A 23,411-nucleotide genomic window follows, 5' to 3' on the forward strand; every position below is an offset into this window, starting at 1 on the left:
GGTCCGGCAAAAGCACCCGTCCTACTGTTGCTGAGTTGGCCGCCAGCGTCGCGCGCTTGCACGGCGGGGTGAACACCGGTATCGCCATCCCGGCGGCCAGGGCCGGCCCATATGGAAACGTTTGGCGATTGGAACACAGCATGCGCGGGCCTGCTCATGTCGCGGTCGACTGGGGCACAAGCAGTTTTCGGCTCTGGGTCATGGACGCTGCCGGCGATGTGCTCGGCGAGCGCCGCAGCGACCAGGGCATGACGGCGGCCGCAAAAGCGGGCTTTGCGCCGGTGCTGCAATCGCATCTCGACGCACTTGGCGTCGCGGCGGAGGTGCCGGTTGTGATCTGCGGCATGGCGGGCGCGCGACAGGGCTGGGTCGAGGCCGGCTATCTCGATACCCCGGCCCACCTTTCCGATGTCCTCGGCCGTGCGGTCGTGGTGGGTGGGCAGAATCGCGACATCCGGATCCTGCCGGGAATCGCCCAGCGCGACGCCGCAGCACCCGACGTGATGCGTGGCGAGGAAACCCAGCTGCTCGGTGCGCTGGGCCTGGATGCAGCCGGAGATGCGCTCGTCTGCATGCCAGGGACGCATTCCAAATGGGTGCATGTCGCGGGCGGGACAGTCGAGCGCTTCGCGACCTTCATGACCGGAGAGCTGTTCGGCGCGGTCGCGCGCGACACCATCCTGTCGCATGCCGTGGCCGGTGCGGAGGAAGCGGTGGACCAGGATGCATTCCGGTCGGCGGTCGCGGATGCTTTTGCCGCGCCGGCGCGCACCGCCAATCTGCTGTTCCGCGTGCGCGCGCGGCAATTGCTGTTCGGCGGCAGCGCAGCGGCCGCGCGCGAGACCATTTCAGGCACGCTGATCGGCGCGGAATTGGCGGCATCGCTCGCCGGCTGCGCGCCGGGAGCAGTTACCTTGATTGCATCAGGACGGCTGCAACAATTGTATCAACTGGCCTTCGACACGCTGTCGACACCGGTTCGCTCGGTCGATGCCGATGAAGCGGTGCGCCGCGGTCTCGCCATTGCTGCGGGCGCGATCTGGAAACGCTGAGGATCAACGCATGAGCATTCCGTTTCCGCCAATGAAGCGTCCGCTGGTTGCGATCTTGCGTGGCGTCGGGCCGGATGAAACCGACGGCATCGTCGGCGCGCTGATCGAAGCCGGCATGACCGCGATCGAGATCCCGCTCAACTCGCCGGAGCCGTTCCGCTCGATCGCGACGGCGGCCAAGCGCGCGCCGGCCGAGGTGCTGATCGGCGCCGGCACGGTGCTGTCGGCCGAGGACGTCGATCGTCTGCACGATGCCGGCGGACGGCTGATGGTGTCGCCCAATGTCGATGTCGAGGTGCTGGCGCGCGCCAAGCTGCACGGCATGGTGACAATGCCCGGCGTGTTCTCGCCGACCGAGGCGCTGCTGGCCGCAAGGGCCGGGGCGTCGAGCCTCAAATTCTTCCCGGCCAGCGTGCTCGGCGCTGCCGGTATTACCGCGATCCGCGCCGTGCTGCCGCCGGAGGCGATGATCGCGGCGGTTGGTGGCGTCTCGGACCAGAATTTTGCCGAGTATGTCCGCGCGGGAATTCGCGCCTTCGGCCTCGGCAGCAGCCTCTACAAGCCGGGCATGACGGCGGCGGAGATCGCGGTTAGGGCGAGGGTGACGATCGAGGCTTATGACCGGGCCGTGCAGGGACCCGGCTAGCTGACCTCGCGGGCTTTGTGGAGGGGCGGCAGCCTGCCGGCGCTACTCGTCGCGCTTGCCGCCGTCGATCACCCGGAACAGCGGCGCCGCCTCGCGGGGCTGCTCGAGCAGTTCGTCGACCATCGCCATGGCGGCGGCAACGTATTTCGTGGTCGCGCGGTCGAGCGGCCGCTCGGCTTCGTCCGACAGTGCGAGCTTGGCGCCCTCGAGCAGCTGGCGGGTTCGCCCGGCCGCCTCGTCGCCGGCGGTCAGGGACGCCCGGGCGATCGACCGCAGGACGAACAACTCGCCCTCCAGCCGCAGCAGCCGGTCGTTGAGCTTGCTCACGATGGCATTCAGGTTCTGCATCGATGTCCTCTCGGCGCGGGCCGGGGCTCGATCGGTCGAGGCCCCGGCACCCTGGCTTTACACCGCCGTTCCTTTACAGGGTCCTTCCTGCCGAAATCCTTGCTCGGTCTAAGCCGCCGGCCCGGCACTATCCGGATCGCTTGGCCCGATTCCTGCTTTGCCAAACTCGGCAACGGAAGGGGCAGGCATGATCGCGGAGCACTTCGTGGTGTGGGCTGGACTGTTGAGCGTCGTCACCTTGCTGGCGTTCAATTCGAACCGGACGAAGGGCTGGTAGCGGCGCAGGGGCGTCCTGCGAGGACCCCTGCTCGACGCTGGATCGTCCAAGGACGCGGAACTGCACGCGAAAGGCCATTAGGAACCAGCCCCGGGCACGTGCTGTTGACCCTCCTCACAGATGGAGGACACAGCATGTATCTCAAACCGTTGATTGCGGTGACGGCGCTTGTATTCGCATCGTCGGCGTTCGCACAGGGCGTCTCGAACAAGACGCCGGGCCACCAAATGCAAAGGGCGACAAAGTCCACCGCCCCTGGTGCGTCCGAATATGCACCCGGTCACAAGATGCAGAACGCGACCAAGTCGACTGCGCCCGGTGCATCCGAATATGCGCCTGGTCATCAGACCACGGGCAGCAACACCCGCACGCGCCGCTGAGGCGCTTCGGGAAAAGGCCCGCAACGGGGCCTCTTTTTTGCCGGCGGCGGAGCAGGGTTGTTTCCGTTCATCCGTACGCGCCAAACAGCACAACGCCGCACCAGCCGAGTATGATGGCTGAGCGGCGTTGCCTCGAAGCTGGGCCCTGAAATCCCCAGCAATCATTCTGTCTGCAGTCCGGGTGCCGACGTTCGAGCCACCCGTGATCACACGGGCTTACTTCGCGAGCTCGAGCTTGCGGATCTCCTGCAGGCGAGCCATGCAATAGTCACGATAAAGCGTGTTGATGAAATCCCACATGGCCAATCCCCTTTGGTTCAATGGGGAGAGGCTAATCCCGGATTGTTTCGGGCCGGCTTCGCGCGGTCTGGAAAATGGTTTCATGACCTCCAAAAATGGAACCGATCCTGTGGTGTCGGCGTTTGCTCGCGCGCCATAGAAGGCCCAACGGGAGGACGCGGATGCGTAGAATGCTCTTGGTCACAGCGCTCACACTGCCAATCGGCCTCATCCCTGCGGCTTCGGCAATGCCGCTCGGCCATCCCACGCTGCACGATCAGGCCCGCAATGCCGATGTGATCGAGGTCAAAGGCGGGCACGGTCATGGCGGCCATGGCCACGGACACGGCTGGGGTCGCGGCCACGGAGCGCATCCCTATGGCTGGAGCCGCGGCCGCAAAGTTGGCTGGGGCCATCGCGGCTGTCCGCCCGGTCACTGGAAGAAGGGCTGGTGCTGAGCGCCGTCTCGCGTACGCCAGTCTGGCGGCTCGCGTGCCTCGTCAATCGCTTTCGCCGCGCCAGCGCGGTTGTCCGTGCACGTTAATAAGTTCTCGAATCCCGGATTGGCGATCCCGGCAGGATTCGAACCTGCAACCCGCGGAGTAGAAATCCGCTACTCTATCCAGTTGAGCTACGGGACCGTGGCCGTCTTGTAGCACCGGCATTATGAAAAATCTGCTTGTCCGCCAAGCCCGTCCGAGCCGATTTTTTGTGATTTCGCAACGGGTGCGAGTGGACGCCGGCGACGGTGCCGGGCCGATCGGTGCCGGCCCGGCTTGCAGGCTACTGCGTGCCGAGTGCGTCGGTCGCGGCGCCCGCGGGACTCGGTGAGGTACCGGAGGTGCCCACGATCCGGTTCAGGCCGAAGGAGGTTGTCGCGCCGCTGATCGCAGCCGTCGTGTTGAACATGATGCTGTTGTCGTACAGGCGGACCGTGCCGGAGGAGACCTGCACGCCGACATTGTTGCTGGAGATGGTGCTGTTCATCACCGCCATCTGCCCGCCTTGCGCGTCGATGCCGTTGGTCGAATTGCCCGAGATGACCGATCGCGATATCACGACGTTCACATTGCTCGCCGCGGCGATGCCGATGCCGTTGCCCTCGATGGCCGTGCCGTCGACGGACACGTTGAGCGTGCCGCTGGTCGGCGCCATGCCCATCCCGACCCCGTTGTTGCGGAAGTTCGAATTGGTCACAAACAGTTTGCCCGCGCCGGTGCGGACGTCGCCGACTGCCTGCTGCACGAAGTTGTCGATCACGACGTTGTCGAGATGAACCTCGAGCGCCGACACGATGCTGACGCCCCTGATCCCGGCGCGGTTGCTGCTGCCCGATCCGTTGATGGTGATGCCGCGAAGCCGCACGATCCGCAACGGATCGGTGCCGCCGCTACCGGTGGCATTGATCACGACGCCGTTGACGAAGGACGCCAGGATCGAGCCGAAGGTGCCGGTGCAGTCGATGGTGATCGACTTGGTGATGGTCACGGCGCCGTAGCCGCCGGGATCGATGCAATTGATCTCGCCGTTGATCGCCGTCTTGGAAATCGCGCCGGCAAAGGTCTTGCAGGGCGCCGTCCGGCTGCACGGGTTGGCGTCATTGCCGACCCCGGAGACCCAGGTCCGGGTCGCCTGGGCGTGGGCCGGAGCTGTGGCGAGGACAGGCAGGACCAGGCCGACGGCCGCGGCGAACAAGGCAAAGCGTTTCATGATTGAACTTCCCTTTGAAAATTGACCCAGCAGTGAACCCTCCCGGAATCGCACCGCAAACAGTTGGTGCGACCGGCGAAAAAAGACGCGCTTCCGGTTAGGTTTAGCGAGCGTGCCGGCACAACCCGGCTAACCCTGTAGGCGGGGAAACCGCAAAATGGTTCAGCCGCCGCTGTCGTCAGCTCCAGAGCGGGCGATTTTGTCGCACCGGGCTGGGCGTCCAGGCGAGGATCGGCGGTCGCCGGGGCATCGCTATCAAAATGTGAAAAACAACCCCATGCTAAGGAGCCGGCGGCTGCCGGCTTTCGATATGGCAACTCGACGGGCGACTTGACATGTCGGGCAACTCACGATGACGGGTTGGTCCGCTCAACTTGCTCGGTGTCGTCGCCCGGCTTGCCGCCTCCGCTAAAGCTCCGGCGTGCCCGAGATCGCAAGCCTCGTCGAAGCCTTGGCGCAGACGGGACCGGGCGATCCAGTATTGCAGAGACGGCAGTGATTGAATCGAGGGGGCGCCGCGTACTCGATCGCCCGGTCCATGTGCGCAATTGTGCGCAGGCCGGGCGATGACAGCGATGGGTGGTACAAAGCTTCACGCCCCGTCGGGGGAGGGGGGATTTCCATTATTCAGAAGTTGCGCATGTGTCTCGAGCCGCCCGCGACATCCGAGCGGTCTCGCATCTGCTCACCAATCGGTTCGCAGCTGATACCGATGCTTCAGCTTGCTGGTGGTCACCCGAACGGCATATTGAATACGATCGAGATCCGCACCGTCGCGGACTGTCGCGCGAAGTCGCCAGTCCGCGTCCAGCAGATCGACCTCCAGATAGCAGACGTATTCCCCGCCGGGGAAGCAGCGAATCTCGCGCAGGGCGATCGACTCCAAGTCCCTCACGGATATCGGCGTCTTCATGGCGCAGCCTCGGCATTTTGGTTGCGGCCGAAGGAGCTTCCCAGAAACGACGTCAGGCGGCGCGGGCCGGCTGATCAGACTCTGCGAGCAGCCGGTCCAGAATACGACGCTCCTGCTCAATTCTCTTCGCATACGTCTCCCGCTCGTGTTCCGACTTTGCCGTGTCGAGCAGGAACTGGTAGTGGCCCAGGATCTTCTCGCTTGCGCGTATCAGGAATTGCGCCGCTGTCATAGGCGGGCCTCCTGCGCTCGGGCGACACCACGCGGAAGTAGCTGCTCCTGGGTGATGAGAGGCGGCATATCTTCCGCGACGGTCTTCATCGCCGAGAGTTCCTCGGTGAGGCGCCGTTCGATGAAGCTGCGCTCAAGCTCGGTCAGTTGCGTGCGGAGCAGTCGTCGATACCGCTGGATATTGTTGCGATGCGCGCGGAGTTGTTCAAGCCGGCGGTCGACGATCGCGCCGCGCTTTGCCGCATGCCTGGCGGACCAGCGGGCTTCGATCCTGTCCACGATCTGCTTTGGGAGTTTGATGTCACTCATGGCACGCTCCTAGGCCGCGAGCGGACGCACTGTGGAGCGCAGACGGAATGGCTTGCCGCCGGGGGGATTATGAGGATCGCGGTCGAGGCGACATAGCGCATCGAGGATCGCATCGATCTTCACAGGCGATCTTAAATCCCTCGGCGCCCGGAGAGCGGGATTGCCCGGGACGGCGGCAGCATCGGACGCCCAGGAAGCCAGAAGCGCGCGCTTTTCGTCCGTGGTCAGCGATGTGTTCGCCAGGACATCGCGGGGATGGCTGAACAGCCAGTCCTTGTGGCGCAATGATTGAAGTGAAACGATGTCAGCATTCGCGGTCGTCGGCCGCATGGTTGCCTCCGTTCTGAAGACGAAATGTCGGACAGGTGAAGCCGCGTCCCGCAATTCTGGAGCGCGGCTTCAGATCGGTCAGGCTGCAGCAGCCTCGAGCTGTTGAGGCCGGCTCGGCTGCACTGTGTTGATCGCGATCCGGCGCGGTTTCATCGCTTCGGGAATTTCGCGCGCCAGCTCGATCTTCAGCAAGCCGTTGTCGAATGAGGCGTTCTTGACGAGGACGTGGTCAGCCAGGCTGAACTGCCGCCGGAATCGGCGGGTGGAAATGCCCTGGTACAGGTAGTCGCGATCAGCCTTTTCGACCTTGTTGCCTTCGATCGTCAGGACGTTCTGCTCAGCGGTGACCGAGATCTCGTCCGGCGAAAAGCCCGCGACGGCCAGCGCGATCTGGTAGCGGTCCTCGGACAGTCGTTCGATGTTGTAAGGCGGATAGTTGTCCTCGGTGGCGCGCTGGGCGGTTTCAGCGAGGTCGAAAAGGCGGTCGAAGCCGATGGTCGACCGGAAGAGGGGAGTGAAGTCGTATGTGCGCATAGCCAAATCCTCCTTGGAGCAAGATGGGTATGAACGGCACCGGACACGACCGGTGCCCGTCTCGCCTGGGCCCGATTGGCGCCCAGAAGCCGCCCTCGCGGGCTAGCCAGCAAAAAAATTAGAAAACAGCCGTTCGGAGTCAAGAAGTGCGGTGAAAAATTTTTGAGGGGTCGTTGGCTGGACGTATCGACCACAGGTCTTCCCGCACACCCCGGAAGGACCGATGGCCGGCGAATAAATTCGATTCCCTGGCAAACCCTCCGAACCGATATTTGCGGTCGAACGACAAAGGCGAGCAGGGGGCCGCTTCCGGTCGCCCGCCGGCTTGCCGCGCCGGCACGATGGGTGCCGCCGGAAGCCTGGTCGAAGGATTGCCGGCAATGGAATCTGTGACGTTTTCGTCCGTTCATCTCGACGCCTTCACGCCGTCACCTTTTCGCGCCCTCTTATCCGCCCCGCGACGTTCGTCCGTGGTCCTCAGGAGCTCCGTCATGATCGGTCTGGTTCGTGCCGCCGCAGTTTGCGCCGCGCTGGCGCTCGGTATTGGCCTTGATGTCGCGCAGGCGGCGGACAAGGCGTTCAAGCGCGACGACCTCGCCGATTCCGCGATCAAGCTGGAGGCGCAGATCAAGAGCGAGGCGGGCGCCGTCAACAAGCCCGCGGCGACCCTGCGCAGCGACGCCGATGCCGCGTTCAGGCGCGGTGATAACCGCACCGGCTTGCAGCTTCTCGGCCAGATCGCGGCGGCGACGCCGGACGACGGCGCCAACTGGCTGAAGCTCGCGAAGGCCGTTTTCCAGATCCGCTCAGCCAGCTCCAGCGAACAGACCTTCCTGATGGAGCGCGCCTCGACCGCGGCCTACATCGCCTATCAACGCGCCGGCAATCAGGGCGAGGAGGCGGACGCGCTGGCGATGCTCGGCAAGGCGATGTCGGAACGCAAGCTGTGGCGGCCGGCGCTGGATGCGCTGCGGCTGTCGCTCGACATGCGCGAGGTCGCCGATGTCAGAGGCCAATATGAGAAGATGCGCGACGAGCACGGTTTTCGGCTGCTCGATTATACCGTCGATTCCGATTCGGCCTCGCCGCGGGCCTGCTTCCAGTTCTCGGAGGAATTGGCAAAGCGCGTCGACTTCGCGCCGTTCCTGGCGCTGGCCGGCACCGACAAGCCGGCGCTGTCGACCGAGGGCAAGCAGCTCTGTGTCGACGGGCTGAAGCACGGCGAGCGCTACAACATCAATCTGCGCGCCGGCCTGCCGTCGACCGTGAAGGAGACGCTGCCGAAATCGGCCGAATTCAACATCTATGTCCGCGACCGCAAGCCGTTCGTGCGCTTCACCGGCCGCGCCTATGTGCTGCCGCGGACCGGGCAGCGCGGCATCCCGCTGGTCAGCGTCAACACGCCGGCGGCGAAGATCGACGTGTTCCGGATCGGCGACCGCAACCTGATCAACACGGTGATCGACTCTGATTTCCAGAGCGCGCTGAGCCGCTACCAGCTGTCCGATCTTGGCGATCAGCGCGGCGTCAAGGTCTGGTCCGGCGAGCTCTCCACCGCGACCACGCTGAACCAGGATGTCGTGACGGCATTCCCGGTCGACCAGGCACTCGGCGATCTGCAGCCGGGCGTCTATGTGATGACCGCCTCGGCGAAGGGGCCGGGCTCCGACGACGACAGCTCGCTGGCAACACAATGGTTCATCGTCTCGGACATGGGCCTGTCGGCATTCTCCGGCAATGACGGGATCCATGTCTTCGTCAACTCGCTGGCGTCGACAGAGCCGGTCGCCAATGCCGAGGTCAAGCTGGTCGCCCGCAACAACGAGATCCTGGCCGCCCGCAAGACCGATGCGGCCGGGCATGTGCTGTTCGAGCAAGGGCTGGCGCGCGGCGAGGGCGGGCTGTCGCCGGCGATGCTCACCGTGATGGGCGAGAAGGCGGACTATGCGTTTCTCAGCCTGAAGGCCAATGCCTTCGACCTCACCGACCGCGGCGTCTCCGGCCGCGCGATTCCCGCCGGCGCGGACGCGTTCGTCTATGCCGAGCGTGGTGTTTACCGCTCCAGCGAAACCGTCTACCTGACCGCGCTGCTGCGCGACGGGCAGGGCAATGCGCTGAACGGCACGCCGCTGACCATGGTGATCGAGCGGCCCGACGGCGTCGAATTCCGCCGCGCCGTGCTGCCGGATCAGGGCGCCGGCGGCCGCACGCTGGCGGTGGCGCTGAACTCGGCGGTGCCGTCGGGCACCTGGCGCGCCCGTGTCTTCACCGATCCCAGGGGGAATTCGGTCGGCGAGACCACCTTCATGGTCGAGGATTACATCCCCGAGCGGATCGAATTCGACCTCACGGCCAAGGACAAGATGATCAAAGCTGAAGCTCCAGTGGAACTTCAGGTCAGCGGCCATTTCCTCTACGGCGCGCCGGCTTCCGGTTTGCAGCTCGAGGGCGACATGCTGGTCGCGCCGGCGTCCGCCGGCCGGCCCGGCTATCCCGGCTACCAGTTCGGCGTCGCCGATGAGGAGACCGCGAGCAACGAGCGCACCCCGATCGGCGACCTGCCGGAAGCCGACGCCAACGGCGCGGCGACCTTCCCGGTCAAGCTCGAGAAGGCGCCGACCTCGACCCGGCCGCAGGAAGCCCAGATATTCATCCGTATGGCGGAGACCGGCGGCCGCTCGGTCGAGCGCAAGATCGTGCTGCCGGTGGCGCCCACGGCCTCGCTGATCGGCGTCAAGCCTGTGTTCGGCGACAAGAGCGTGGCCAAGGGTGACAAGGCCGAGTTCGACGTGGTGTTCGTGTCGCCCGACGGCAAGCAATTGCCGCGCGACGGGCTGCGCTACGAGCTGTTGAAGCTGGAGTCGCGCTATCAATGGTACCGGCAGGACTCGTCCTGGAATTACGAGCCGGTCAAGTCGACCCGCCGCGTCGCCGACGGCGATGTCAACCTCGCGGCCGACAAGCCGCGGCGGCTGACGTTCCAGCCGGAGCCGGGCCGTTACCGGCTCGACGTCAAGTCGACCGATGCCGACGGTCCGCTGACTTCGGTGCAGTTCGACGTCGGCTGGTATTCCGACGGCAGCGCCGACACGCCCGACCTTCTGGAGACGTCGATCGACCGGGCGGAATATGCCTCGGGCGACACCATGACGGTGTCGGTGAATGCGCGCACCGCGGGCAAGCTAACAGTCTACGTGCTTGGCGACCGCCTGCTGACGACGCAGAGCGTCGACGTCAAGGAAGGTACCCAGCAGGTGAAGATTCCGGTCGGCAAGGACTGGGGCACCGGCGCCTATGTGCTGACCACGCTGCGGCGTCCGCTCGATGTCGCCGCCGGCCGCATGCCGGGCCGCGCGATCGGCCTGAAATGGTTCGGCATCGACAGGAAGAGCCGCACGCTCGCGGTCACACTGTCGCCGCCCGCGCTGGTGCGGCCGGGCACGACGCTGAAGATTCCGGTCAAGCTCGGCGGGCTCAATCCCGGCGAGGACGCCAAGGTGGTGCTCGCCGCCGTCGACGTCGGCATCCTCAACCTCACCAACTACAAGCCGCCGGCGCCCGACGATTATTATCTCGGCCAGCGCCGCCTCACCGCCGAGATCCGCGACCTTTATGGCCAGCTGATCGACGGCATGCAGGGCAGCCGCGGCCAGATCAGGAGCGGCGGTGATGCAGCCGGCGCTGAGCTGCAGGGGTCGCCGCCGACGCAAAAGCCGCTGGCGCTGTATTCCGGCATCGTCACCGTCGGTCCCGACGGCACCGCCGAGGTCAGCTTCGACATCCCGGAATTCGCCGGCACCGCGCGGGTGATGGCGGTGGCGTGGAGCGCGACAAAACTCGGCCGCGCCACCACTGACGTGACCGTGCGCGATCCCGTCGTGCTGACCGCGACCTTGCCGCGCTTCGTGCTGACCGGCGACAAGGCCACCATGAGCATGGACATCGACAACGTCGAAGGCGCTGCCGGCGATTATGCCATCAGCGTCAAGGCCGGCGGTCCGATCAAGATTTCCGGCAATCCGACCACCAAGGTGAAGCTCGCCGCCAAGCAGCGCGCGTCGCTCTCGCTCGGCCTCGAGGCAGGCGGCGCCGGCCGTGCCGAATTCGACGTCGACATCGCAGGGCCGAACGGGCTGACCTTGGCGCGGCACTATGCGCTCGACGTCAAGCCGGCGACGCAAGTGCTGGCGCGGCGCTCGATCCGCACGCTGGCGAAGGGCGAGAGCCTGACGCTGACCGCTGACATGTTCTCCGACCTCGTGCCCGGCACCGGCAGCGTCTCGATCTCGGCGTCGCTGTCGACCGCGCTCGATGCCGCCAGCATCCTGAAAGCGCTCGACCGCTATCCCTATGGCTGCTCCGAGCAGATCACGAGCCGCGCGCTGCCGCTGCTCTATGTCAACGATCTCGCCGCTGGCGCGCATCTGGCCATGGACACCGCGGTCGATCAGCGCATCCGCGACGCGATCGAGCGGCTCTTGGCGCGCCAAGGCTCGAACGGTTCGTTCGGCCTGTGGTCGGCGGGCGGCGATGACGCCTGGCTCGACGCCTACGTCACGGACTTCCTGACGAGGGCCCGCGAAAAGGGCTTTGCCGTGCCGGACGTGCTGTTCAAGAACGCGCTCGACCGGATCAGGAATTCGGTGGTCAACGCCAACGAGCCGGAGAAGGACGGTGGCCGCGACCTGGCCTACGGCCTCTACGTGCTGGCGCGCAACGGCGCGGCGCCGATCGGCGATCTGCGCTATCTCGCCGACACCAAGCTGAACAATCTGGCGACGCCGATCTCCAAGGCGCAGCTCGCCGCCGCGCTGGCGCTGGTCGGCGACAAGGGCAGGGCCGAGCGGGTCTACAGCGCGGCGCTCGACGCGCTGAACCCGAAGCCGGTGCTCGAGTTCGGCCGGGTCGACTACGGCTCGGCGCTGCGCGATGCGGCGGCGCTGGTCTCGCTGGCCGGCGAGGGCAACGCGCCGCGCGCGACGCTGACCCAGGCCGTCCAGCGCGTCGAGGCCGCGCGCGGGCTGTCGAACTACACCTCGACGCAGGAGAATGCGTGGATGGTGCTGGCGGCGCGCGCGCTCGCCAAGGAGACGATGACGCTCGACATCAACGGCCAGCCGGTGAAGTCAGCGGTCTATCGCAGCTACAAGGCCGACGAGATGGTGGGGCAGCCGCTGAAGATCACCAACACCGGCGATGCGCCGGTGCAGGCGGTGGTCTCGGTGTCGGGCTCGCCGGTGACGCCGGAGCCCGCGGCGTCCAACGGCTTCAAGATCGAGCGCAGCTATTTCACGCTCGACGGCAAGCCGGCCGACGTCACCAAGGCCAAGCAGAACGACCGCTTCGCGGTGGTGCTGAAGGTCACCGAGGCCCGGCCGGAATTCGGTCACATCATGGTCGCCGACTATCTGCCCGCCGGGCTCGAGATCGACAATCCGCATCTGGTGTCGTCGGGCGATTCCGGCACGCTGAGCTGGATCGAGGACGGCGTCGAGGCCAAGAACACCGAGTTCCGCGATGATCGCTTCACCGCGGCGATCGACCGTGCCGCCAACGACAAGTCGGTGTTCACGGTCGCCTATGTCGTGCGCGCGGTGTCGCCCGGCAAATACGTGCTGCCGCAGGCCTATGTCGAGGACATGTACAATCCCTCGCGCTATGGCCGCAGCGGCACCGGTGCGGTCGAAGTCAAGCCGGCGAAATGAGCGGGATCGAGAACCAGCAACAGCCGTCATCCCCGGGCAAAAGCGCGAAGCGCGTCTTCGCGCAGATGACCCGGGGATCCACGTCTGCGGCTGCGGCGAAGGAAGACGTGGATGGCCGGGTCAAGCCCGGCCATGACGGATGGAAAAAGCGGATCGCCCTCCACGCCATTGCTTGTATCGCTGTCGTTCTGATCATCACGGCCGGTGCCCTCGGCGCGTGGGTCGTCTCGCTCGGGCCGCTGCCGCTCGACAAGGCGAAGCAGGTCTCGACCACCGTGATCGACCGCAACGGCAAATTGCTGCGCGCCTACGCGATGGCCGATGGACGCTGGCGACTGCCGGCCGACGCGAAGGCATCAGTCGATCCGACCTATCTAAAACTGCTGTTCGCCTATGAGGACAAGCGCTTCTACGAGCATCACGGCGTCGATCCGCTGGCGCTGGCGCGCGCCGCGTTTCAGCTCGGCACAAGCGGCCATATCGTCTCGGGCGGCTCGACCATTACCATGCAGCTCGCGCGGCTGATGGAGCCGCGGCAGCAGCGCTCGGTCTATGCCAAGCTGCGCCAGATGGTGCGCGCCGTGGAGTTGGAGCAGCAGCTCTCGAAGGAGCAGATCCTCGATCTTTATCTCGCGCTGGCGCCGTTCGGCGGCAATCTCGAAGGCGTGCGCGCCGCCTCGATCGCCTATTTCGGCAAGGAGCCGAAGCGGCTGTCGCTCGCGGAAGCCGCGCTTCTGGTGGCGCTGCCGCAATCGCCGGAGCGACGGCGGCTCGACCGCTATCCGGAAGCCGCCCACATCGCGCGCGACCGCGTGCTCGACCGCATGGTCGAGGACGGCGTGGTCTCGCAGGAGGACGCCACACAGGCCAAGGCGACGGCCGTGCCGAAGATGCGCAAACAGATCCCGATCCTGGCGCCGCATTCCGCCGACCAGGCGGTCGCGACGATGAAGGATACGCCGGTCATCAAGCTGACGCTGGACGCCACGCTGCAGAGGAACCTCGAGGCGCTGGCGCATGACCGCGCGATCGCGCAAGGGCCGGACGTCTCGGTCGCGATTATCGCGATCGACAATCAGAGCGGCGACGTGCTGGCGCGGGTCGGCTCGGCGGATTATTTCGACGACCGGCGGGCCGGGCAGGTCGACATGACCCGCGCGGTGCGCTCGCCGGGCTCGACCTTGAAGCCGTTCATCTATGGCCTCGCCTTCGAGGACGGTTTCGTTCATCCGGACAGTCTGATCGAGGATCGCCCGATCCGCTTCGGCTCCTACGCGCCGGAAAATTTCGACATGACGTTCCAGGGCACGGTACCGGTGCGCAAGGCGCTGCAATTGTCATTGAACGTGCCGGCGATCGCGCTGCTGGATCGCGTCGGGGCGAGTCGGCTGTCGTCGCGCTTGAAGCAGGCCGGCACCAGCCTGGTGCTGCCCAAGGACGAGACACCGGGCCTTGCGATGGGCCTCGGCGGCGTCGGCGTGACCTTGCAGGACCTTACCCAGCTCTATGTCGGATTGCCGCGGCTCGGCGCCACCAGGCCGCTGCGTGAGATCGTGCGCGACAGCGATGAGCGCGAGACGATGCGGCTGATGGACCAGGCCGCAGCCTGGCAGGTCGGCAACGTCCTGCTCGGCACGCCGCCGCCGGAGAACGGCGTGCACAACCGGATCGCGTTCAAGACCGGCACCAGCTACGGCTATCGCGACGCCTGGTCGGTCGGCTTCGACGGCCGCATCACCATCGGCGTCTGGGTCGGCCGTCCCGACGGTGCGCCGGTGCCGGGGCTGGTCGGCCGCGTCTCGGCGGCGCCGATCCTGTTCGATGCCTTCGCACGCACCGGGAAAATTCCGGCTGCGCTGCCGAAGCCGCCGAAAGGCGTGCTGGTCGCCAGCAACGCCAAGCTGCCGCCACCGCTGCGCCGCTTCCGACCGCTCGGCGAGCTGGTTCGCAGCGGCAGCGACCAGGCGCCGCACATCCAGTTCCCGCTCAACGGCTCGCGCATCGACGTCGATCGTTCCGAAGGCGGCCGCTATGCGGCGATGCCGGTCAAGGTCGCCGGCGGCGTGCTGCCGCTCACGGTATTGGTCAACGGTGTCTCAGCCGGGGACATCGACAGCCGCCGCCAGCGCCTGATCGATCCCCCCGGACCGGGCTTTGCGCGCGTGACCGTGATCGATGCAACTGGCGCCGCGGACACAGTTGTGATCCGCGTGCAATGATGGCGCGGGAAAGCGGAACAGCACCATTGTTTGCGCTGCGGTTTCATCGTATGCGAAACCCATGGTGGATGGCCTCCAACCCCGGCGCTTCGGAGCGGGGCAACAGTCTGTAAGACCTGCGCATTCCAGCCGCAGGCTGTTCATGGCGTTCGAGTTCGCAACGGCCAGCCAGTGGCGCTCGATCCTGTTCCTGACACTGGCCTGTCTGGTCTTGTTCCTGCCGGGCGTCTTCACCATCCCGCCGATCGACCGCGACGAGGTGCGCTTCGCGCAGGCCACCAAGCAGATGGTCGAAAGCGGCGATTTCGTCGACATCCGCTTTCAGGACGACGTTCGCTACAAGAAGCCGGTCGGCATCTACTGGATGCAGGCGGCGGCGCTGAAGACCGTTTCGGCGCTCGGAGTCCAGCGCGCCCAGGTCCGCATCTGGGTCTACCGGCTGCCGTCGCTGCTCGGTGCCATCGGCGCGGTGTTGCTGACTTACTGGACGGCGCTGGCCTTCGTGACGCGACAGGGCGCGGTGCTCGCCGCGCTGATGATGGCGAGTTGCGTGCTGCTCGGGGTCGAGGCGCGGCTGGCCAAGACCGACGCCATGCTGCTGCTATCCGTCACCGCGGCGATGGGCGCGATGGCGCGGGTTTATCTGTCCTGGCAGCGCGGCGAGGAGCCGGCGCATCCGCCCTGGCTGCCGCCCGCGGTGTTCTGGACCGCGCTCGCGGTCGGCATCCTGCTCAAGGGTCCCCTGATCCTGATGTTCGTCGGCCTTGCGATGGCCGTGCTCGCGTTCTTCGACAAGTCGGCGGCCTGGTTCTGGCGCATGCGTCCGGTCTGGGGTCTGATGTGGACGCTGGTGCTGGTGCTGCCGTGGTTCGTGCTGATCTTCCTGCGCGCCGGCGAGACCTTCTTTGCCGATTCCGTCGGCGGCGACATGCTGAGCAAGCTCGGCGCCCAGGAATCCCACGGCGCGCCGCCCGGCATGTATCTCTTGCTGTTCTGGGTCACGTTTTGGCCGGGGGCGCCGCTGGCCGGCATGGCGGCGCCGGCGATCTGGCGGGCGCGGCGCGAGCCGGGCGCCCAATTCCTGCTGGCCTGGCTGATCCCGTCCTGGATCGTGTTCGAGGCGGTGCTGACCAAGCTGCCGCATTACGTGCTGCCGCTCTATCCGGCGATCGCGATCCTGACCATCGGCGCGCTGGAGCGGCGCGTGCTGTCGCGCAATTCGTGGCTGGTGCGCGGCGCCGCCTGGTGGTTCGCGCTGCCGGCGATCGCCTCGGTGCTGGTGATCGTCGGCGCCATCAAGGCGATCCATCAGCCGGTGTTTCCGGCCTGGCCGCTGTTCGCCTTCGCGATGGTGTTCGGCCTGGTCGCCTGGTGGCTGTTCGAGGACAGCCGCGCCGAGCGCTCGCTGCTCAATGCCGTGATCGCCGCCGCGCTGCTGGCAGCCGCCACCTATGGCGTGGTGCTGCCGCGGCTCACCACGGTGTTCCCGAGCCAGGAGGTGGCGCGCGCGCTGCGCAACGTGACCTGCGTCGGCCCAAAGGCGGCCGCCGCCGGCTTCCACGAGCCGAGCCTCGTGTTCATGACCGACACCTCGACCTTGCTCACCGACGGCTCCGGCGCCGCCGATTTCCTCGCCCACGGCAGCTGCCGCTTTGCGCTGATCGAGCAGCGCTCGGAGCGCGCCTTCGTGCAACGCGCCGAGGCGATCGGGCTGCGCTACAACGCGCCGGTGCGGGTCGAAGGCTACAACATCTCGCAGGGCAAGGCGGTCTCGATCGCGATCTTCCGTTCCGAAGGGACGGAGTGAGATGCCGGCGCCGCCAGCAGTCCCGGACTCCGCCAATTATGTCGGGCGATTGCTGACGCTGGTCTGGCTGTCGCTTGCCCAGCTGGTGCGCGCGCCGTCGCATTCGCGCCGGGCCGAGGCGGCGCGGCGCTCGGCGCGCCACGTGCTGCTGCTGTTCGTCATCCTCGGGACCGTCATCATCATGCTGATGTACGCGCTCGACGTCGCCGAGATCAGCCTGATGCCGCCGCGCGACACGCCGAGCCTGTGGTGGGTGAAGAAGCTGACCAATTTCGGCAAGGACGAGTACGTGCTGTCCGTGCTTGGCGTTCTCTTGATCGCCGTCTCCCTCGCGGCTCCGGCGCTGCGCGGCACCTCACGCATGGCGCTGCTCGGCCTCGGCACGCGGCTGCAATATCTGTTCCTGTCGGTCGCGCTGTCGGTGGCCGCGGGTGAAGTGTTGAAGTGGATCATCGGCCGCGGCCGACCGTTCGTCGGCGGCAAGCCCAATGCCTTCAACTTCCAGCACTTCAGCGGCAGCGAGGCCTATTCGAGCCTGCCGTCGGGGCACGCGATCACCGCGTTTGCGCTGGCATTCGCCGTCTCGGCGGTATGGCCGCGGATGCGGATCGCGATGCTCATCTATGCGCTGATCATCGCGGCGACGCGGCTGGTGCTGCTGGCGCATCATCCGAGCGACGTGGTGGCCGGCGCGCTGGTCGGCGTGATCGGCGCCGTGGCCGTGCGCTACTGGTTTGCCGCCCGCCGCCTCGGTTTTGCCATCCGGCAGGATGGCACCGTGGTGGCGCTGTCCGGGCCGCCGGAAGGGCACCTCAAAAGGGTTGCGAGGACCGCCTTCGCCCCATAAAAGCGGTCGCCCGGCGGCCGGATCGGGCAGGTTCCCGCCGCGCCCCCTTAACCAACCATGAGTGCCGATTTGTCTGCTTCCGACCCGACGCCGGTCGCCGTTTCCATCGTCGTGCCCGTGCGCAACGAGGCGGACAATATCGCGCCGCTGATCGCCGAGATCGCGGTCGCGCTCGACGGCCGCTGGGCCTACGAGATCATCTACGTCAACGACGGCTCGACCGACGCCACCGGCGACCGGCTCGCCGCGATCATGGCGCGGCAGCCCAATCTCCGGCAGCTCCGGCACGCCGTGTCGACGGGCCAATCGGCGGCGGTACGCAGCGGCGTGCGCGCCGCGCGCGGCGCGATCGTGGCGACGCTCGACGGCGACGGCCAGAACGATCCGGCATTCCTGCCGAGCCTGATCTCCGCGGTCGAAAGCGGAGGCGGCCGCGTCGGCCTCGCCGCCGGCCAGCGGGTCGGGCGCAAGGATACCGGCTTCAAGAAGATGCAGTCGCGGATCGCCAACGCGGTGCGCGGCATGATCCTGCGCGACGGCACCCGCGACACCGGCTGCGGATTGAAGGCGTTTCCGCGCGAGGTGTTCCTGTCGATGCCCTATTTCGACGGACTGCACCGCTTCCTGCCGGCGCTGGTCCGCCGCGAGGGGTTCGACATCGCCTATGTCGACGTCATCGACCGACCGCGTCATGCCGGCGTGTCGAACTACGGATTCTTCGACCGGCTGTGGATCGGGATCATGGATCTCGCCGGCGTGTGGTGGCTGATCCGCCGCAAGAAGCCGACGCCGGTTGTCACCGAGGTGACAAAGGTCACTGAAGTGCCTGATGCGACCAAGGTGAAGTGATGCTGATTCAATACGGGCAGGCGCTGAGCGCCTATCTCTACGACGTGTTCGTCGCCAAGTTCGATTTTTGGCTGGCGTTCGGCCTCATCGCGCAATTGTTCTTCACTGCGCGCTTTCTGGTGCAGTGGATCTCGAGCGAACGCGCCGGGCAGAGCGTGGTGCCGATGGCGTTCTGGTTCTTCTCGATGGGCGGCGGCCTGATGACGCTGATCTACGGCCTTGCCAAGCGCGAGCCGGTGATCATCGTCGGGCAAGGGCTCGCCACCTTGATCTACGTCCGCAACATCATGCTGATCCTGAAGAACCGCGGCAGCGCCTCGAAGACGCTCGATCGCTGAGTGAGCACACGGCGAAAACGATTTTCGCAGGCAAAGCCTGGCATGCGGATGGACAACCTGAGGTTGGGTCGATTATAGTCGTTCGTCGCATCGGCTGGGGCGAGCGGCATGACAAACCATTTCGGACATCGATATTTGGCAGCGCCGCGCATCGCCACGCTGCCTGTTCGGCAGTTATGCCGACTGACCGCCTGGGTGCCGGCACTGTGTTTCATGACCGTGTCCGTGGCCCTCGCGCAGCAGCCATCGCCATCACCGCAAGCCGGCCCCACGGCACCCGCGCCAATTGCGGCGACGCCTACGCCTGTGCCGACACCGACAGCCGTCCCGATGCCGAGTGCCACCGCTGTGCCGCCCGTCGTCACCGTCAACATAGCGCCGTCACCGGCGAAATCGTTCGGCCAGTTGATGGTCGAGGCGTTGCCGGGCGCGATCATTGGCCTTGCGGCGGCTGTCGCCGGTACGCTGCTGGCGTGGATGATCGGGCTGCGATTGTCCGCGGGCTGGGACATGCGCAAGAAGCGCGCGGAATTCGACCAGGCGCTGGTCCAGGAATTCAACAAGGTCGTCGCTGAATTCAAGGCCGTCAGCCGTGAGCGCGAGATTCTGAACGCGCGCGTCGCCGCCACGCAAACCCCGTCCGCGGACCAGCAAAAGGCCTTCGACGAAACGCGGCGCGACCTCGTCAAGCGCGCCGTGGCTGCGGAAAGCGCGCTCGAGGCGATCTTCCTCCGGCTGCTGTCGGAAATGGACTCCTGGCTGGCCGCGCACGGTGGCAACGCGGACCAGAAGGTGGCAGCCCGGGAACGGCAGTTGCGGTTGATGGGACTATTCCGCGTCGCGTTTCGCAATCTGAGGGAGGCGATCGTCGATGCCGCGCCGACGGCTCCCGCATTCGGCGATCCGGAACTCTGGCTGTTCAACCGGCTTGCCGCTGAGTTGTCCGGTCTCATCTACGAGCAAGCGACAGCACCGTCCCTTCCTGCATTCTGGAAACCCTGGGACATCACGTCGACGCTCGCCAGACCGGATCCGGCGGCATATTTGCGGCTGATCGCCTATCGTACAACGGATCTCCGAATGGCGGCCGCATCGATCCTGCCGGACCTGATGGTGCTCAGTTCCCGGCGCACCGACGCACGGCGCGCCGGGCGCAAGGACAACATCGAAAGCTTGTTCGTCGCCGGCAGTGTCAAAGTGCTGGACAACCTGACCGACACGATCGACGATAACGTTTCCCTCGCGATTCACTTCGGCGATCAGAAGGCCAATCGCGACCCTGAGATCGCGATTGTCGCCGGCGGCATTTTCCCGCGTTGGCCAAACCTCAAATACTTCATGAGCATTTCCGACGGGCCGCCTCGGATCGTGCTGGTAAAGGCAGGTGGTGCGCTACAGACCTTTACCGAGCTCGATGTGCTTCCACCCGATCTGCCGTATGCGCCGGATGCGTCGCATCTGGGAGCGGCCATCCTGACCTGGCAGCAAAGCCCGGCGATGATCGATGCCATCAAATCGATGGCGACGAAGCCGCTCTAAAGCATGATCCGGAAAAGTGTGAAGCGGTTTTCCGAAAAGATCATGCCCAAACAAAGGGCTGAAGCGCGATGACGATTCAACCAAATCTCATCGCGCTTTAGCGGCGCGGGTGTGGGTAAGGCAAGGGAAAGTCTTTCAGCGGATCCTCTCTATGGCTTGTCTTCCGGACGGCCTGCGTCCAGGTCTTCGCCCTTGGGTGGCTCTGCAAGCTTCTTCATATTGACGTAACGCCGCTTCTCATCCGGCGTGATTGACTCGCCCGGACGCCCCGCGAGGTCGGCCGCGACCTCGAACGGATCGGCATGATAAAATGCCGTTTGAGTGTCGGGCGATGCACCGTCGACGTTCTTGCGAAGGTCATCCGCGACGGAAGAATCTGAACGGAACACATCCGTCATAATGTCTTTCACGCGGCGCCAATATTCGTTCTTGAACTGCTCGTTCAGAGGCTCGCCTCGGCGCACGATTTCATAGTTGCCTTCAGGTGACTTAATCTCCGCGATCATGAGACCTCCATGCAGTTCCAGACCATGCCCGGGCAAGTGTCCGTGATCAGAACATGCCGCCATTGGCGGGCGAGCCGGTCGAATGAATAACTGGAGCTTTCAGGCCGCGCACCGCGCGCTGCGTGTGAAAGCTGATTTGATCGCAATCCTGGATCACCAGCCGCTGCGGCCAGATCGTCACGGGTCCGTAAACCACATCATAGCACACATTATGCGGAGCCATTCGCTGATGCGGGGTGAACCCGTTACGGCAATCGTTCACGAGATCCCAGAAATCGTTGATCGGCCGCACGAAAGCCAGCGTCTCGAGTGACGCCAGCCAGTCCCGGCTGAGCCCGAACTCCAGCACAATCGCACACCGCGCCGTCCCGGTCGGAGCCAACGTACGAACGATGCGAGCATTTGCCCATTGCTGTGCCTGGTGAAGGGACGTTGTGCAGTAGAAGCCCTGTCCGAAATCCGTGAAGGGACGGCAATGGGCGAGGTTGATCGTCAACGATAAACCGTAGCCCGGGCGCTGGCCTTGTGCGCCGACGGAGATATCATCGGTTCCGTGGTACAGGACGATATCCTTGTTGCCCCAAACCGGCATGTGCGAGCCCCCGCGATGTCGCCCGTTCATACCGCATGGCGTGTAACGTGTCTAGCCATCAACCACAGGGTGATCGCGGACCGAACCCTCGTCGCCCGCCTTACGAACCCCCGGCCGCCGGGGCCGGAAGCTCCGCGGCTGCGGCGGCAGCTTCCCGAATGGCCGCGAGCTCGCCGGCGGCATCCAGCACGGGATAGGCCACCGAGCAGATATGCGAATGGATGCGGCGGAGGTCGCGCAGCACGTCGAGATGCAGCGAGGTGGTCTCGATGGTCTCGGGACGGCCTTCGCGCAGCCGCTCGAGATGGCGGTCGACGGCGGCGAGTTCGGCGGCGCGCAGTGCGGCTTTCTCGGTCAGCAGCTTGCGCGCCTCGCTGGCGTCGCCCGACATGAACACGCCGAACGCAAGCCGCAGCGAGTCGATGGTCCGCCTGTGGAACGCTGACAATTCCTCGGCGCCTTCGGCCGAGAAATGCATGCGGTGCTTGATCTTCTTGGTCGCCAGCTCGCTCAGATTCTTGTCGATGATGTCGCCGACATGCTCGAGATTGATCGCGAAGGCGACGATCTCCATCGCGCGCTGGCCCTCGCGCTCGTCGAGGCTGCCGCGGGTCAGCTTGGTCACGTAGAGCTTGATCGCCTCGTTCAGGCTATCGACGGTGTTGTCCATCTTGGACACCTGGTCGACCAGCGCGCGGTCGTTGGTCGTCATTGCCGCCATCACCTTGCGCAGCATGGCCTCGACATGGTCGCCCATGTACAGCACCTCTCGCGCGGCGTCGGCCAGTGCGAGCGACGGCGTCTCCAGCGCGCTCTCGTCGATATAGCGCGGCCGCGACGGATCGGTCTCCTGCGCCCGCTTCGGCAGCAGGCGCTCGAGCAACCGCGCCATGGTGTCGAGCACGCCGATGAAGAGCGCCGCGGTGGCGACGTTGAACGCGATGTGGAACAGGGCGGTCGCCTTGGCGAGGTCAGGTTGCCACGCCTCGACATGCTCGGTGATCGGACGCAGGAACGGCGCCACCAGCGCGATGCCAATCAGGCGGTTGACGAGATTGCCGATCGGCAGGCGGTAGCTCGCCGGATTGTCGCGCCGGGCGCCTTCCAGCAGCGGATTGATGGCGCTGCCGAGATTGGCGCCGAGCACCAGCGCGAACGCCGCATAGGGCGAGATGAACTGCGAATAGGCCAGCGACATCACCAGCAGGACGCTGGCGACGCTGGAATGCACCAGCCAGGTGACGACGGCACCGATCAGGATGCACAGCACGGGATCGCCGGTGATCGCGGCCATGAAGACGCGCACCCCGGGCGCGCTCTCGGCCGGCGCCAGCGTGTCGAGCAGGATGTGCAGCGCCAACAGCATCAGGCCGAGCCCGATCGAGACGCGGCCGAGATCCTTGATCCGGGAGCGCGGTCCGCTGCGGAACGCGACCAGCCCGACGATGAACAGCACGGGGGCCACCGCCGCGACATTGAACGACAGCACCTGCACGATCAGGGTGGTGCCGACATTGGCGCCGAGCATGATGGCGAGCGCCGGCGCCAGGCTGACCAGCCCTTCGGCGGCGAACGAGCTGGTGATCAAGGCGGTCGCGGTCGAGCTCTGGAGCAGGGCGGTCAGGCCGAGGCCGGCGGCGAACGCGGAGAAGCGGTTGTGCAGCGCCTTGGCCAGGAAGAGCCGCAGGTCGGGCCCGAAGGCGCGCAGAATCCCACTGTGGACCATGTGCAGGCCCCACAGCAGGAGGGCGACGCCCCCCATCAGATCGAGCAGAACGATGCTTCCCATGCTTCCTTCATCTTCCCCGGCAAATGCGCGTCGAAAGCCGGCCGAATTCGAGTCGAAGGGGGCGAACTTATTGCCAATCGCCCGCCGATCAACCCCTTTTTGTTCTCGTGGAACCGGGCTGTGGAGGGCGCGTGCGGTAAACGAACCTGCAAGACAACCGCTCAATTGTGCGGGGTTCCGCTAGGCAGTTTCCAATCTTTCCCCGCTATCA

General features: G+C 65.8%; 22 protein-coding genes and 1 tRNA gene. 11 read left to right on the top strand and 12 right to left on the bottom strand.

Annotated features, from left to right (window positions below; translation table 11 throughout):
- Nucleotides 1-140: 140 nt before the first annotated feature.
- Together J6500_RS07190 and J6500_RS07195 are read left to right on the top strand one after the other, a co-directional pair.
- Nucleotides 141-1,052: a 2-dehydro-3-deoxygalactonokinase gene (locus J6500_RS07190; RefSeq protein WP_225712061.1), complete on the top strand. Its 912-nt coding sequence runs from the start codon at nt 141-143 to the stop codon at nt 1,050-1,052.
- 10 nt (nt 1,053-1,062) lie between these two features.
- A complete protein-coding gene (locus tag J6500_RS07195; RefSeq protein ID WP_225711985.1) occupies nt 1,063-1,698 on the top strand; it encodes a 2-dehydro-3-deoxy-6-phosphogalactonate aldolase in 636 nt (211 codons plus the stop codon).
- A gap of 42 nt (nt 1,699-1,740) precedes the next feature.
- Here J6500_RS07195 and J6500_RS07200 read toward each other — a convergent pair whose 3' ends face one another.
- Nucleotides 1,741-2,046 (bottom strand): hypothetical protein, encoded by a 306-nt coding sequence (locus tag J6500_RS07200; RefSeq protein ID WP_225711986.1) that lies wholly within the window; start codon nt 2,044-2,046, stop codon nt 1,741-1,743.
- 411 nt (nt 2,047-2,457) lie between these two features.
- Between J6500_RS07200 and J6500_RS07205 the strand changes: the two genes are divergently transcribed.
- The gene (locus J6500_RS07205; RefSeq protein ID WP_225711987.1) at nt 2,458-2,703 is read left to right on the top strand and encodes a hypothetical protein; all 246 of its coding nucleotides are present in this window, start codon (nt 2,458-2,460) and stop codon (nt 2,701-2,703) included.
- A 216-nt stretch (nt 2,704-2,919) separates the two neighbouring features.
- On the opposite strand, the gene J6500_RS07210 is transcribed toward J6500_RS07205, so the two are convergent.
- On the bottom strand, nt 2,920-3,087 hold the full coding sequence (locus tag J6500_RS07210) for a hypothetical protein (RefSeq protein ID WP_225711988.1): 168 nt from the start codon (nt 3,085-3,087) through the stop codon (nt 2,920-2,922).
- A gap of 86 nt (nt 3,088-3,173) precedes the next feature.
- Between J6500_RS07210 and J6500_RS07215 the strand changes: the two genes are divergently transcribed.
- Complete coding sequence (locus tag J6500_RS07215; RefSeq protein ID WP_225711989.1) at nt 3,174-3,440, top strand: hypothetical protein; 267 nt, start codon at nt 3,174-3,176, stop codon at nt 3,438-3,440.
- 106 nt (nt 3,441-3,546) lie between these two features.
- Here J6500_RS07215 and J6500_RS07220 read toward each other — a convergent pair.
- From J6500_RS07220 to J6500_RS07250, 7 genes are all read right to left on the bottom strand, one after another.
- Nucleotides 3,547-3,623: transfer RNA gene (locus tag J6500_RS07220), tRNA-Arg, on the bottom strand.
- A 142-nt stretch (nt 3,624-3,765) separates the two neighbouring features.
- A complete protein-coding gene (locus tag J6500_RS07225; protein WP_225711990.1) occupies nt 3,766-4,692 on the bottom strand; it encodes a right-handed parallel beta-helix repeat-containing protein in 927 nt (308 codons plus the stop codon).
- 685 nt (nt 4,693-5,377) lie between these two features.
- A complete protein-coding gene (locus J6500_RS07230; RefSeq protein WP_225711991.1) occupies nt 5,378-5,605 on the bottom strand; it encodes a hypothetical protein in 228 nt (75 codons plus the stop codon).
- A gap of 52 nt (nt 5,606-5,657) precedes the next feature.
- Entirely contained in the window at nt 5,658-5,837 is a 180-nt protein-coding gene (locus tag J6500_RS07235; protein WP_225711992.1) for a hypothetical protein, read from the bottom strand.
- Entirely contained in the window at nt 5,834-6,145 is a 312-nt protein-coding gene (locus J6500_RS07240; protein ID WP_225711993.1) for a hypothetical protein, read from the bottom strand. The genes J6500_RS07235 and J6500_RS07240 overlap by 4 nt, the downstream gene beginning before the upstream one ends.
- Nucleotides 6,146-6,154: 9 nt before the next feature.
- The gene (locus tag J6500_RS07245; protein WP_225711994.1) at nt 6,155-6,475 is read right to left on the bottom strand and encodes a hypothetical protein; all 321 of its coding nucleotides are present in this window, start codon (nt 6,473-6,475) and stop codon (nt 6,155-6,157) included.
- 78 nt (nt 6,476-6,553) lie between these two features.
- Nucleotides 6,554-7,009: an Hsp20 family protein gene (locus tag J6500_RS07250; protein ID WP_225711995.1), complete on the bottom strand. Its 456-nt coding sequence runs from the start codon at nt 7,007-7,009 to the stop codon at nt 6,554-6,556.
- A 491-nt stretch (nt 7,010-7,500) separates the two neighbouring features.
- On the opposite strand from J6500_RS07250, the gene J6500_RS07255 reads away from it, so the two are divergent.
- From J6500_RS07255 to J6500_RS07285, 7 genes are all read left to right on the top strand, one after another.
- Nucleotides 7,501-12,714, top strand: coding sequence for an alpha-2-macroglobulin family protein (locus J6500_RS07255; protein WP_225711996.1), 5,214 nt, complete (start codon nt 7,501-7,503; stop codon nt 12,712-12,714).
- Between the two features lie 107 nt (nt 12,715-12,821).
- Nucleotides 12,822-14,933: a penicillin-binding protein 1C gene (gene pbpC, locus J6500_RS07260; RefSeq protein WP_512699707.1), complete on the top strand. Its 2,112-nt coding sequence runs from the start codon at nt 12,822-12,824 to the stop codon at nt 14,931-14,933.
- A 142-nt stretch (nt 14,934-15,075) separates the two neighbouring features.
- A complete protein-coding gene (locus J6500_RS07265; protein ID WP_225711998.1) occupies nt 15,076-16,740 on the top strand; it encodes an ArnT family glycosyltransferase in 1,665 nt (554 codons plus the stop codon).
- Between the two features lies 1 nt (nt 16,741).
- On the top strand, nt 16,742-17,587 hold the full coding sequence (locus J6500_RS07270; protein WP_225711999.1) for a phosphatase PAP2 family protein: 846 nt from the start codon (nt 16,742-16,744) through the stop codon (nt 17,585-17,587).
- A 57-nt stretch (nt 17,588-17,644) separates the two neighbouring features.
- Entirely contained in the window at nt 17,645-18,436 is a 792-nt protein-coding gene (locus J6500_RS07275) for a glycosyltransferase family 2 protein (protein WP_225712000.1), read from the top strand.
- Nucleotides 18,436-18,774, top strand: coding sequence for a lipid-A-disaccharide synthase N-terminal domain-containing protein (locus J6500_RS07280; protein WP_225712001.1), 339 nt, complete (start codon nt 18,436-18,438; stop codon nt 18,772-18,774). Before J6500_RS07275 ends, J6500_RS07280 begins: the two co-directional genes overlap by 1 nt.
- A 108-nt stretch (nt 18,775-18,882) precedes the next feature.
- Complete coding sequence (locus J6500_RS07285; RefSeq protein WP_225712002.1) at nt 18,883-20,313, top strand: hypothetical protein; 1,431 nt, start codon at nt 18,883-18,885, stop codon at nt 20,311-20,313.
- A 149-nt stretch (nt 20,314-20,462) separates the two neighbouring features.
- On the opposite strand, the gene J6500_RS07290 is transcribed toward J6500_RS07285, so the two are convergent.
- From J6500_RS07290 to J6500_RS07300, 3 genes are all read right to left on the bottom strand, one after another.
- Nucleotides 20,463-20,819: a hypothetical protein gene (locus J6500_RS07290; RefSeq protein WP_225712003.1), complete on the bottom strand. Its 357-nt coding sequence runs from the start codon at nt 20,817-20,819 to the stop codon at nt 20,463-20,465.
- A gap of 46 nt (nt 20,820-20,865) precedes the next feature.
- Nucleotides 20,866-21,411 carry a DUF3990 domain-containing protein gene (locus J6500_RS07295; protein ID WP_225712004.1) on the bottom strand — a complete coding sequence of 182 codons (546 nt, stop codon included), beginning with the start codon at nt 21,409-21,411 and terminating at the stop codon, nt 20,866-20,868.
- Nucleotides 21,412-21,511: 100 nt separating this feature from the next.
- Nucleotides 21,512-23,200 (bottom strand): Na/Pi cotransporter family protein, encoded by a 1,689-nt coding sequence (locus tag J6500_RS07300; protein ID WP_225712005.1) that lies wholly within the window; start codon nt 23,198-23,200, stop codon nt 21,512-21,514.
- Nucleotides 23,201-23,411: the final 211 nt, after the last annotated feature.

The organism is Bradyrhizobium semiaridum (genome assembly GCF_020329505.1).
GTDB lineage: Bacteria > Pseudomonadota > Alphaproteobacteria > Rhizobiales > Xanthobacteraceae > Bradyrhizobium > Bradyrhizobium semiaridum.